The organism is Phyllobacterium calauticae (assembly GCF_019991125.1).
Classification (GTDB): Bacteria; Pseudomonadota; Alphaproteobacteria; order Rhizobiales; family Rhizobiaceae; genus Phyllobacterium; species Phyllobacterium calauticae.
In genome coordinates this window covers 152824-165613 of record NZ_JAGENB010000003.1, presented here as the reverse complement: position 1 = coordinate 165613, position 12790 = coordinate 152824, and the positions used below count along the sequence as shown (strand labels likewise).

Below are 12790 nucleotides of genomic sequence, written 5' to 3'. Positions count from 1 at the left end.
CGAACCTATGTTACGTGTAAATTCCGCGTCCTTGCGGTTGTGATTGATGGGACCCGATAATGAATCCTAACTACCGGAACTTCGCACTGTGGGCGATTATCGCTTTGCTTCTGATCGCGTTGTTCAACCTTTTTCAAAGCCCTTCCCAGCGTTCGGCATCCAGTGATGTGCCCTATTCGACGTTCATAACGGACGTGAATAATGGCCGCGTGAAAACGGTGACGATCGCCGGCAACCGCATCACGGGCACCTATGCCGACAATAACGCAACGTTCCAGACCTATTCGCCTGGGGATGCCGGCCTCGTCGGCCGCCTCGAGAGCAAGAATGTCCAGATCGCCGCCCGGCCCGAGACCGATGGCTCGACATCGTTTGTCGGCATGCTGATCAACTGGCTGCCGATGATCCTGATCGTCGGCGTGTGGATTTTCTTCATGCGCCAGATGCAGGGCGGCTCGCGTGGCGCCATGGGTTTTGGCAAATCCAAAGCCAAGCTGCTGACCGAGGCGCATGGGCGCGTGACGTTTCAGGACGTGGCCGGCGTTGACGAAGCCAAGGAAGATCTCGAAGAAATCGTCGAATTCCTGCGCGATGCGCAGAAATTCCAGCGGCTTGGCGGGCGCATTCCGCGCGGCGTGCTGCTCGTGGGCCCTCCCGGTACCGGTAAGACGCTTCTGGCGCGCGCCATCGCCGGTGAAGCCAATGTGCCGTTCTTCACCATCTCCGGTTCCGACTTCGTTGAAATGTTCGTCGGTGTCGGTGCATCGCGTGTGCGTGACATGTTCGAACAGGCGAAGAAGAATGCGCCCTGCATCATCTTCATCGACGAAATCGATGCGGTCGGCCGTCATCGCGGCGCCGGTCTGGGCGGCGGCAATGATGAACGCGAACAGACGCTGAACCAGCTGCTGGTCGAGATGGATGGTTTCGAGGCCAATGAAGGCGTCATCCTGATTGCTGCGACCAACCGTCCCGATGTTCTCGATCCTGCACTGCTGCGTCCGGGCCGTTTCGACCGTCAGGTCGTCGTGCCGAACCCGGATGTTTCCGGCCGTGAAAAGATCTTGAAGGTTCACGTCCGCAATGTTCCGCTGGCACCGAATGTCGATCTGAAGGTGCTGGCCCGCGGCACACCCGGCTTCTCCGGTGCCGATCTGATGAACCTCGTCAATGAAGCGGCGCTGACGGCAGCGCGCCGCAACAAGCGTCTCGTTACCATGCTCGAATTCGAAGACGCCAAGGACAAGATCATGATGGGTGCCGAGCGGCGCTCGACAGCCATGACCCAGGCGGAAAAGGAACTGACGGCCTATCATGAAGCCGGTCACGCCATTGTGGCGCTGAACGTGGCGATGGCCGATCCCCTGCACAAGGCGACGATCATTCCGCGCGGCCGTGCGCTCGGCATGGTCATGCAGTTGCCGGAAGCCGACCGCTATTCCATGAGCTACAAGTGGATGATCTCGCGTCTGGCGATCATGATGGGCGGGCGTATTGCCGAAGAACTGAAGTTCGGCAAGGAGAACATCACGTCGGGTGCTTCATCGGATATCGAGCAGGCAACCAAGCTTGCCCGTGCGATGGTGACCCGCTGGGGCTTCTCCGACAAGCTCGGTCATGTGGCTTACGGCGAAAATCAGGAAGAAGTATTCCTTGGCCACTCCGTTGCCCGTACACAGAACGTATCCGAGGAGACGGCGCAGCTGATCGATGCGGAAGTGCGCAAGCTGATTGACGATGCCTACACGCAGGCACGTGTCATTCTGACAAAGAAGAAGAAGGAATGGATCGCGATTGCCGAAGGTCTGCTCGAATACGAGACGCTGACCGGCGAAGAGATCAAGGCAATCATGGCGGGTAACAAACCAGCCCGCGATCTTGGCGATGATACGCCGCCGTCGCGCGGTTCGGCTGTCCCCAAAGCCGGTTCAGCCAAGAAGCCGCGCAAGGGCGACGAGCCGGATAAGGGCCTCGAACCGCAGCCGCAGTCCTGATTGCGGCACGCGCCAACAAGCAACGGCCGGTATTCACCGGCCGTTTTTGCACGGATTGTTCACGGATTGAATGATAGTATAATCGCCACATAATTTGTGAAATGCGCAAGGAAAGGTCTTCTGCAATAAGCGTGAAGATCAGGCACAAGCACAACAGGCTGAACACCGGCGCCGCCGGATAAGAGTTGGCCGCACAGTTTGGATAGACACTATGGCTCGAAAATATTTCGGCACCGACGGTATTCGCGGACAGGCAAATGCCTACCCCATGACACCGGATATCGCGATGAAGGTCGGCATGGCTGTCGGCCTCGCCTTCAAGCGCGGCAATCACCGCAACCGGGTGGTGATCGGCAAGGACACCCGTCTTTCCGGCTACATGATCGAGAACGCGCTGGTCGCCGGCTTCACCTCCACCGGCATGGATGTCTTTCTGCTCGGGCCGATACCGACGCCCGCCGTGGCCATGTTGTGCCGCTCGCTGCGTGCCGATATCGGTGTGATGATTTCCGCCTCGCACAATCCCTACCATGACAACGGTATCAAGCTCTTCGGCCCGGATGGCTTCAAGCTCTCCGACGAGATCGAGCTTGAGATCGAACGGCTGATGGACGAGGACCTGTCGGGGCGGTTGTCGAGCTTTGAAGCCCTCGGACGGGCCAAGCGCGTCGATGGCGATATCTATCGCTATATCGAGTTCGCCAAGCGGACGATGCCGAAGAACATCTCGCTCGCCGGTTTGAGGGTCGTCGTGGATTGCGCCAATGGTGCGGCCTACAAGGTTGCGCCCGCTGCCCTGTGGGAGCTTGGCGCCGACGTGGTGACGATCAACGACAAGCCGAACGGCACCAACATCAACGAGGATTGCGGCTCGACGCATCCGTTGAGCCTCATCAAGAAGGTGCACGAGGTGCGGGCGGATATCGGCATCGCGCTGGATGGCGATGCGGACCGTGTGCTGATCGTCGATGAGAAGGGCTCGATCATCGATGGTGATCAGCTGATGGCGGTGATCGCGCAGTCCTGGCAGGAATCGGACCGGCTTGTCGGCGGCGGCGTTGTCGCAACGGTCATGTCCAACCTTGGCTTTGAACGCTTTCTCGGCGATCGCGGCCTGACCCTGGCCCGCACCAATGTCGGCGACCGCTACGTGGTCGAGCACATGCGCAACCATGGCTTCAACATCGGTGGCGAACAGTCCGGCCATATCGTCATTTCTGATTTCTCTACGACCGGTGACGGACTTGTTTCTGCCCTGCAGATTCTGGCCGTGGTTCAGGAGGAGGGGAAACCCGTCAGCGAGGTCTGCCGCAAGTTCGAACCGGTGCCCCAGGTGCTCAAGAACATCCGCACGGCGGGCGGCAAGCCGCTTGAGGACAAGAAGGTCAAGACGGCGATCGATGATGCCCGCGACCGTCTTGGGAAATCCGGCCGTCTGGTCATCCGCCCGTCGGGAACGGAGCCCTTGATCCGTGTCATGGCGGAAGGGGACGACAGCCAACTGGTCGATACCGTCGTCAATGATATCATTTCGGTGATCTCGTCGGTCAAATCGGCAGCCTGATTTGCCGCCAGCCGCAACGCGCTGAATGGGCCCCTTTGCGGGCCCATTTTCACATCTGCTTAGCGGTATGGGGTTTGTTAACGTTAATGATCATGGTGAACAAACACGGTTAAGCGGGATTTAACTTTTTCCCTCCATATTCCCCTCTAGAACCTTAGTAGCATTCGCTGCGTTTCGATTTTTGGGCCTGACGAGGGATATGAAATGGGCATTTTCAATAAATATGCTGCAGCGAGTGCAGCTCTGCTATGCCTGGGGGCAATCCCGGCTCATGCTGCGGATCCGGTGGAAGTACCGGTGGTCGAAGTGCAGCAGTTCGGCGGATGGTATCTGCGCGGCGATATCGGCATGAGCAACCAGCGCCTCGGCAATCTGGACTATGTCGGCTTCGGCGACGCAGCGCAGCACGGCTTTCTGGAGGACGGTACGTTCGATGCCGGAATCACCGGCCAGATTGGTGTCGGTTACCAGTTCAACGATTGGCTTCGTGCTGACGTAACCGGTCAGTATCGCGGCAAAACCGAATTCAGTGCCCTTGATTTCTATTCCAATCCCGCGCTGGGACAGTATGGAACCAACCAATACCATGCGAAGAAATCCGAATGGCTGTTCCTGGCCAACGCCTATGCGGATCTTGGCACATTCAGCGGCATAACCCCCTATGTCGGTGGTGGTATCGGTGCGTCGCGCAATACGATCTCCAACTTCACCGATGACAACATCCTCAATGGTGGCGGCGGTTATGCCGACAGTGCCTCCCAGTGGAACTTCGCATGGGCACTGCATGCCGGTGTCGGCATCAAGGCAACGGACCGCATGACCATCGATGTCGGGTACAGCTACGTCAATCTTGGCGATGGCCAGACTGCCAATGCGCACAATTATGATGATCGTTTCACACGCGCCAATCCTGAGCCGTTCAAATTCAAGGACATCACGTCGCATGATTTCAAGGTCGGCGTACGCTACGCTTTCTGATTGAAACGACTTGGTTTTTCGAGCGGCAGGAGCATTGCTCCTGCCGTTTTCGTTTGTGTTTCAATCCGTCGGCTCCTGCAGATTTAATGTCGCACGCAAACATATTTCTTGACTGTGAACGACATTTCTCCTAGTTCCCGGAGTGGGCCACCTCTCCCCAACGAGAGGCGTGCTATCTGTGAGGATAGGAGAAAACATGACGACGCTTGTAAAGCCGGCGCAGCGCCCGGCTAACCCGAATTTTTCATCAGGTCCCTGTGCAAAACGTCCCGGATGGTCGCTTCAAGCGCTTTCCGACGCACCGCTTGGCCGCTCGCATCGCGCCAAGGTCGGCAAGACGAAGCTGAAACAGGCGATCGATCTTACCCGCGATATCCTGCAAGTTCCCGCCGATTACCGCATCGGCATTGTTCCGGCGTCCGATACCGGCGCTGTCGAGATGGCCCTGTGGTCGCTGCTCGGCGAGCGCGGCGTCGACATGGTTGCCTGGGAAAGCTTTGGCGCGGGCTGGATCACCGACGTGGTCAAGCAGCTGAAGCTTGGCGATGCCCGGACCATCGAGGCCGGTTACGGTGAACTGCCCGACCTTTCAACAGTCGATTTTGACCGCGACGTCGTCTTCACCTTGAACGGCACGACCTCGGGCGTGCGTGTGCCCAATGGCGATTTCATTCCGGCGGACCGCAAGGGCCTGACCATCTGCGACGCCACCTCGGCGGCGTTTGCGCAGCGTCTTGATTTCGACAAGCTCGATGTCGTCACCTTCTCCTGGCAGAAAGTGCTCGGCGGCGAGGGTGCGCACGGCATGCTGATCCTCAGCCCGCGGGCTGTCGAGCGGCTGGAAAGCTACAAGCCCGCCTGGCCGCTGCCGAAGATTTTCCGCCTAACCTCCGGCGGCAAGCTGATCGAAGGTATTTTCTCCGGCGAGACGATCAACACGCCGTCGATGCTGTGTGTCGAGGATTACATCGATGCGTTGAACTGGGCAAAATCGCTCGGCGGTCTGGATGGACTTGTCGGCCGTGCTGACCGCAACTTTGCCGCACTCAATGCCTTTGTCGAACGCACGCCATGGATTGCCAACCTGGCAAAGGTCCCGGCAACCCGGTCCAACACGTCCGTGTGCCTGACCATCGTCGATCCCGAGATCACGGCGCTCGACAAGGATGCCCAGGCCAATTTCGCCAAGAACCTGGTTGCGGTTCTGGAGAAGGAAGGCGTTGCCTATGATATCGGCGCCTATCGCGACGCTCCATCGGGGCTGCGCATCTGGGCAGGTGCGACGGTCGAAACGGCCGATCTCGAAGCGCTGACGCTGTGGCTCGACTGGGCATTCCAGTCGCAAAAGGCCGCGCTGAAACAGGCTGCCTGATTTCACCGGCTTGACGTGACCGCAGCGGATGCGGTCACCCCCAATTCAAAATTTCACCGATTCAACGATGGAGGCCATGATGGCACCGCGCGTACTCGTATCCGATAAACTCTCCCCGACCGCCGTTCAGATCTTCAAGGATCGTGGCGTAGAAGTCGATTACCTGCCTGATCTGGGCAAGGACAAGGAAAAGCTGGCCGAAGTGATCGGCCAGTATGACGGTCTTGCCATCCGTTCGGCCACCAAGGTCACGGAAAAGCTGATTGCCGCCGCCACCAACCTGAAGGTCATCGGCCGCGCCGGTATCGGCGTCGACAATGTCGATATTCCCGCCGCATCCCGCCGGGGTATCATCGTGATGAACACGCCTTTCGGCAATTCCATCACCACGGCCGAACATGCCATCGCGCTGATGTTCGCGGTTGCCCGCGAACTGCCGGAAGCAGACGCTTCCACCCGTGCCGGCAAGTGGGAAAAGAACCGCTTCATGGGCGTCGAGATCACCGGCAAGACGCTGGGTATCATCGGTTGCGGCAATATCGGTTCGATTGTCGCCACGCGCGGCGTCGGCCTCAAGATGCACGTCATCGCCTTCGATCCGTTCCTGTCGGAAGGCCGGGCTGAAGAGCTGGGCGTCGAGAAGGTCGAGCTTGACGAACTGCTGGCACGGGCCGATTTCATCAGCCTGCACACGCCGATGACCGACAAGACCCGCGGCATCATCAATGCGGATACCATCGCCAAGATGAAGGACGGCGTGCGCATCGTCAATTGCGCCCGCGGCGGCCTGATCATCGAGAAGGATCTCGTCGCGGCCCTGAAGGCGGGCAAGGTTGCCGGTGCCGGCATCGACGTGTTCGAGGTGGAACCTGCGACGGAGAACGAGCTGTTCAACCTGCCGAACGTCGTCTGCACGCCGCATCTTGGCGCGTCGACGAGCGAAGCGCAGGAGAATGTCGCACTGCAGGTTGCCGAGCAGATGGCGGACTACCTGATCAAGGGTGCGGTTTCCAACGCGATCAACATGCCGTCGATCACGGCGGAGGAAGCGCCGCGCCTGAAGCCGTTCGTCAAGCTGGCGGAAGTGCTGGGTGCCTTTGTCGGGCAGGTCACCGACGAGCCGATCCAGGAAGTGGAAGTGCTGTTCGACGGTTCCACTGCCGCGATGAACACCCGGGCGCTGGTCAGCGCGGCCCTGGCCGGCCTGATCCGCCCGCAGGTGGCGGATGTGAACATGGTGTCGGCACCGGTCATGGTGAAGGAACGGGGCATTATTCTCTCCGAAGTGCGCCGTGACAAGTCGGGTGTGTTCGACGGCTATATCAAGCTGACGGTCAAATCCGCTTCATTGACCCGTTCGATTGCCGGTACCTGTTTTTCCGACGGCAAGCCGCGCTTCATCCAGATCAAGGGCATCAATCTCGATGCCGAAGTTGGCCAGCACATGCTCTACACGACCAACAACGACACACCCGGCATGATCGGCATGCTCGGCACGATCTGCGGCAAGAACGGCGTCAACATCGCCAACTTCTCGCTGGGCCGCGACAATCCCGGCGGCAACGCCATCGCCATGCTCTATCTCGACGAGCGGATTCCGGATCATGTTCTGGAAGAACTGCGCGTGAACAAGGCAATTGTTTCGGCCAAACCGCTGGAATTTGACATCGGCTGATTGTAGGGATGGCGTATGTCGACATCCCAAACGCACACACTGAACTGGCGCCGGATGGAAGCGGGGGACCTCGCTTCCGTCATCGCCATGGCGGCCGTCATCCATACGGATTTTTTCGAGGATGATGCGATCTATCTGGAACGCATGCGCCTTTACGGCAAAGGCTGCTTTGTCCTCGAGGGGCAGAGCGGTGAACTTTTTGGCTATGCGATCACGCATCCGTGGCAGCTCTTTGCCACGCCAGCCCTGAACAGCCTGCTCGAGCGCCTGCCGGATCATCCGACGACCTATTATCTGCACGATATCGCGCTCCTGCCCGCCTCGCGCGGTAGTGGTGCGGCGCCGCGCATCGTGTCGATCCTTGCCGATCAGGCGCGTGCCGAGGGGCTCGAAACCATGTCGCTGGTCTCAGTCAACAATTCCGCCGACTTCTGGCAGAAGCAGGGTTTCGCGGTGGTGCAGCGGCCGGAACTCGACGCAAAACTCAAATCCTATTCGGATGATGCCTGTTTCATGCTGCGCAGGCTTGCCTGATCAGGCGGCGGCGTGCTTGCGCCCGCTGATTTCGGCAATGCCGATGCCGCCGAGAACCAGCACCAGGGCGACGGCGTGATAGAGGTGAAATGCCTCGCCCAGCAGGATCACGGCCAGCAACGTGCCGAAGATCGGCACCGCATTGATGAACAGGCCGGCGCGATTGGCGCCGATATATTCGACCCCCTTGATGAACAGCACCTGTGCGGCAAGCGACGGCAAAAGCGCGGTGTAAAGCACGACCATCGTGCCGGTAAAATCCGGTGCGACCAGCGCGCCATCCAGCCATTCCCAGATCGTGAACGGGATGGCGGTGGCAAAGGCAAAGAACGTCATGACCGTCATCAGGCTCTGCCAGTGAATGGCCGGACGAAGCCGCAATGCCACGGTATAGCCGCTGTAGAACAGCACGGCGAGCAGCATCAGCGCATCGCCCTGATTGACCTCGAGTTCCGCCAGCTTGAGGAAGCTGCCATGCCCGGCGGTCAAGGCCACGCCGACGAGCGACAGGCTGAAGCCGAAGATCTGGCCGGGGCGCACGGCCATGCCGAACAGCAGCAGGTTGGCAACGAAGATCACCATCGGCATGCCGGCCTGTTCGATGGTGACGTTGATGGCCGAGGTATAGTTCAAGGCGGTGTAGAGGGCCATGTTGAAGAAAGTGAAGCCGAACCCGCCCAGGGCGGCGAGCAGCGGCAGATGGGCGCGCAGCACTTTCCAGTCCCGCCTGACCTGGCTGCCGCTGATTGCGGCGACGACCGCGAAGGCGATAAGCCAGCGCAGCATGGTCAAAAGCATCGGCGAGATATGGCCAACCGCGAGCTTGCCCGCCACGGCATTGCCGCCCCACAGGAGAGCGGTCACGAGCAGAAAGATGTATGCGGTGCGATTCATGGCGGGCTGCTTATACTTTGGCGGGAGAAGTGTTGCGGTGTCGCCAGAACAATAGGTTTATTCGTTTAATAATGGCAAATTGGCCACGCTTCAGCCGAAAGAATTGTCGCGCTTTTATGAACCAGCCTGTATAGAAGCACCGCATTTAGCAAAAAATGCATGACGAGGTTATGACTCGAGGAGTTTTGAATGGCAAATGTTGTGGTGATCGGCTCCCAGTGGGGTGACGAGGGCAAGGGCAAGATTGTCGATTGGCTTTCCGAACGGGCCGATATCATTGTCCGCTTTCAGGGCGGGCACAATGCCGGCCATACGCTGGTTGTCGATGGTGTCACCTACAAGCTGTCGCTGTTGCCATCGGGCGTGGTGCGCAAGGGCAAGCTCTCGATCATCGGCAACGGTGTTGTCTTCGATCCGCATGCATTCATCGCCGAAAAGAAAAAGCTCGAGGCGCAGGGTGTCGTCATTACGCCCGAAACGCTGAAGATCGCCGAGAACACGACGCTGATCCTGTCGATCCATGGTGAGCTTGACCGCCGCCGCGAAGCCTCCAATTCAGGCACCAAGATCGGCACGACCGGCCGCGGCATCGGCCCGGCCTATGAAGACAAGGTCGGCCGCCGCGCCATTCACGTGCTTGATCTCGCTGATCCCGACACGCTTCCGGCGAAGATCGAACGGCTGCTGGCCCATCACAATCCGCTGCGCCGCGGTCTCGGCATCGAGGAAGTCGATGGTTCCAAGCTGCTGGCCGAACTGCTTGAGGCCGCGCCGCACATCATCCCGTTCATGGACCGCGTCTGGTATGTTCTCGACCAGAAGAAACGGGCCGGCGAGCGCATCCTGTTCGAAGGCGCGCAGGGTACCCTGCTCGATATCGACCATGGCACCTATCCGTTCGTGACATCGTCGAACACCGTGGCCGGCCAGGCATCCGCCGGTTCCGGTATCGGACCCGGCTCGCTGCACTATGTTCTCGGCATCACCAAGGCCTATACGACCCGCGTCGGCGAAGGCCCGTTCCCGACCGAACAGCAGAATGAAGTTGGCGAATTCCTCGGCCAGCGCGGCCATGAATTCGGCGTCGTCACCGGGCGCAAGCGCCGTTGCGGCTGGTTCGATGCGGTGCTGGTGCGCCAGGCCGTTGCCAACAACGGCATCAGCGGTATCGCGCTGACCAAGCTCGACGTGCTCGACGGTCTCGATGAGATCAAGGTCTGCACCAGCTATGAACTCGATGGCGAGGTCATCGATTACCTCCCGGCCAGTCAGGGCGCGCAGGCGCGCGTCAAGCCGATCTATGTGACGCTGGAAGGCTGGAAGGAAACAACGGCCGGAGCACGCAGCTGGAGCGAACTGCCGGCGCAGGCGGTGAAATATGCCCGCTATCTGGAAGAGCTGATCGGTGCGCCGATCGCGTTGCTTTCGACCAGCCCGGAACGGGACGACACAATACTTGTTACCGACCCGTTTCATGATTAGACTCACAAACGGGTTTCGATGTTAATCTCACAACAAAACCATAGGTTTGGGTGAATGGCTGATTTCGTTGCAGTATTGAGAAAGACAATTGACGGGCTCGCGGACCCAAAGCCCGAGCTCCGTCAACGTGTGTATGCAAAGGCTCGCGCAACGATTGAGCAAAAGCTTGCGACGCTGAATGCGCCGGAAGCTGTCGCCGTTCGCCAGAAACAGGCGCTGGAAGATGCGATCATCGAAGTCGAGTCGGATTTCGCGCCTGCTCTCGACGATCTGACGCATGTCCCGGACCCGGTTCCCGTTGCGGCCCCTGTTCCGCCACCACCACCGCCGGTCGCCCCGGCACCGGTTGTGGCAAAGCCGGAGCCTGCTGCGGCGATACCGCCAAAGCCGGCACCCGTCGCAACGCCTCCGGTCGTGCCTGCGCCATCCTTTACCAAGCCCATCGCCCAGTCCGATGCGCTTGAGGATTTCCTGACGACCCACACGCCGAGCGGCGCCAAGCCGATCGAGCATCGGGAGGACGGGTTCCACAACGAACGATCGGATGAGCGCCCCCTTGCCGGATCTTTTTCCGGTATGGCCGGCAAGCTGAAATCCGGACGCGGACCGGAAGAGGAGCTTGACGACGAGCCGGAACTGAAACCGGAGGATCGCGGGCCCACGGACTATGGCGTTTACACGCGCGGACCGCTGAAGCAGCCGAAACAGAAGCGTTCGCTGGTTCCCCTGGTCAGCCTTCTCGGCCTGCTCGTCCTTATTGGTGGCGGTGCCTATGCCGGCTGGACCTACAAGAACCAGATCGCTGCACGGGCCGCATCGGTCAAGACCTACCTTGCCAGCCTGACAGGCGGCGGCGACAAAGCCCCGGCGAAACCGGCCGAGACTGCCGGCAACCAGCCGGCAACACCGCCGGCGAAGACAGAACAGCCCGCGCAACCTGCGGCACAGCCTGCAACGCCAACGGCACCGGCAGGCGAAGCAAAGCCCGAACCGAAATTGACGCAGCGGCTGTTGCCGGACGGACAGGAAATCAATCCGGGCCCGGCCAACGACACGCCGTCGCTGGGCGAGGGCACATCGGTTGCCGCGTCGACGCCGGATCAGCAGCCTGCAACACAGCCGCCAGCGCAGGGACAGCAGACGGCTCCAGCCGGACAGACAACGCCCCCGCCAGCGGCGCTGCCGATCGGCCAGAAGGCGTTTTTCTATGAGGAGCGTTCCGGACAGGATGCCGGCACGGCGGATGCTGGCGGTGTCGTCTGGTCCGTGGTGCAGGAATCGCCGGGCAACGACCTGCCGCCCGAACCGGCAATCCGCGCCGAGGTGACTATCCCGGACCGTGGCATCAAGCTGCGCATGGTCATCCGCCGCAACGGTGACAAGACGCTGCCGGCCAGCCATCTCGTCGAAATGATCTTCACGGTTCCCGAAGGGTTCCCCGGCGGGTCCATCGATGCGGTGTCGCGCATGACGCTGAAGGATACCGAACAGGCTCCCGGCAGCCCGCTCGTCGGCATCCCGGCCAAGATTGCCGACAACTTCTTCATCATTGCGATGAATGACGCGAAAACCGCGGTTGATACCAACATGGCTCTGCTGCGCCGTCAGTCGTGGATCGATATCCCGATTGCCTACAAGACCGGTCGCCGTGCGCTGCTGACGCTGGAAAAAGGCTTGCCGGGCGAGAAGGCCTTTGACGACGTGCTGAAGGCATGGGCGGCCAAGGCGGGCGGCTAGTCCGTCGCGCCCCTACGACCGATGAAAAAGGCTCCGTGGAAACGGAGCCTTTTTTCATCGCAATTGTTTTTCCATGAGTTGCCCGCCAACCCCGCGGGCTGGTTCCCCGCTTGTTCGCGGCGGGCGCCGGTAGTAGACATCCCATTCGTCCTCGCCCGTCTGCGTAAAACCGTGGCGGGCATAAAAGCGTCCGGCGTCGCTTTGCTGAAGCACGCTCAGGCGGATCGGCAGGCCGGCGGCGTCGGCTTCGCCGAGCAGCCGCTGCAGAACCGCGCTGCCCAGACCTTTTCCCTGCTGTTCGGGCGCGATGTAGAAATGCTCAAGCAGCAGATCTCCGTCTGCCGGTCCCATCGCCACGCATCCGGCCAGTTCCCCCTGGGGCCGCATGATGAGCCTTGTATAATGCGGGCGGTATGAATTGCGAAAGCGGTCATAGGCGCGCCACTCGTCAAACCGTCCGATCCGTTCCAGGCTTTCACGCATGCAATGAAGGCGTAATTGCAGAAGCCGGTCGAAATCTTCTACGGTGGCGGGTTCTAGGGTGAACATGGAAAGCTGCC

At 60.1% G+C, this 12790-nt stretch carries 10 protein-coding genes; 8 read left to right on the top strand and 2 right to left on the bottom strand.

What is annotated here, in order from left to right:
• The first annotated feature begins 59 nt into the window (after positions 1 to 59).
• The 6 genes from ftsH (at position 60) to J1W56_RS12590 (ending at position 8117) form a co-directional block, all read left to right on the top strand.
• The gene (gene ftsH, locus J1W56_RS12615) at positions 60 to 1994 is read left to right on the top strand and encodes an ATP-dependent zinc metalloprotease FtsH (RefSeq protein ID WP_223613648.1); all 1935 of its coding nucleotides are present in this window, start codon (positions 60 to 62) and stop codon (positions 1992 to 1994) included.
• 211 nt (positions 1995 to 2205) lie between these two features.
• Positions 2206 to 3558 (top strand): phosphoglucosamine mutase, encoded by a 1353-nt coding sequence (glmM, locus tag J1W56_RS12610; protein WP_223613647.1) that lies wholly within the window; start codon positions 2206 to 2208, stop codon positions 3556 to 3558.
• A gap of 204 nt (positions 3559 to 3762) precedes the next feature.
• On the top strand, positions 3763 to 4536 hold the full coding sequence (locus J1W56_RS12605; RefSeq protein ID WP_223613646.1) for an outer membrane protein: 774 nt from the start codon (positions 3763 to 3765) through the stop codon (positions 4534 to 4536).
• A gap of 196 nt (positions 4537 to 4732) precedes the next feature.
• On the top strand, positions 4733 to 5908 hold the full coding sequence (locus J1W56_RS12600) for a phosphoserine transaminase (protein ID WP_223613645.1): 1176 nt from the start codon (positions 4733 to 4735) through the stop codon (positions 5906 to 5908).
• Positions 5909 to 5987: 79 nt separating this feature from the next.
• Positions 5988 to 7583: a phosphoglycerate dehydrogenase gene (serA, locus tag J1W56_RS12595; protein WP_223613644.1), complete on the top strand. Its 1596-nt coding sequence runs from the start codon at positions 5988 to 5990 to the stop codon at positions 7581 to 7583.
• A gap of 15 nt (positions 7584 to 7598) precedes the next feature.
• Entirely contained in the window at positions 7599 to 8117 is a 519-nt protein-coding gene (locus J1W56_RS12590; protein WP_223613643.1) for a GNAT family N-acetyltransferase, read from the top strand.
• Here J1W56_RS12590 and J1W56_RS12585 read toward each other — a convergent pair whose 3' ends face one another.
• Positions 8118 to 9011 carry a DMT family transporter gene (locus J1W56_RS12585; RefSeq protein WP_223613642.1) on the bottom strand — a complete coding sequence of 298 codons (894 nt, stop codon included), beginning with the start codon at positions 9009 to 9011 and terminating at the stop codon, positions 8118 to 8120. It lies immediately after the preceding gene.
• A 189-nt stretch (positions 9012 to 9200) separates the two neighbouring features.
• Here J1W56_RS12585 and J1W56_RS12580 point away from each other — a divergent pair, with 189 nt between their 5' ends.
• Positions 9201 to 10493 carry an adenylosuccinate synthase gene (locus tag J1W56_RS12580; RefSeq protein WP_223613641.1) on the top strand — a complete coding sequence of 431 codons (1293 nt, stop codon included), beginning with the start codon at positions 9201 to 9203 and terminating at the stop codon, positions 10491 to 10493.
• Positions 10494 to 10547: 54 nt separating this feature from the next.
• Positions 10548 to 12230, top strand: coding sequence for a hypothetical protein (locus J1W56_RS26080; protein ID WP_319025544.1), 1683 nt, complete (start codon positions 10548 to 10550; stop codon positions 12228 to 12230).
• 54 nt (positions 12231 to 12284) lie between these two features.
• Here J1W56_RS26080 and J1W56_RS12570 read toward each other — a convergent pair whose 3' ends face one another.
• The gene (locus J1W56_RS12570) at positions 12285 to 12779 is read right to left on the bottom strand and encodes a GNAT family N-acetyltransferase (protein ID WP_223613640.1); all 495 of its coding nucleotides are present in this window, start codon (positions 12777 to 12779) and stop codon (positions 12285 to 12287) included.
• Positions 12780 to 12790 lie beyond the last annotated feature (11 nt).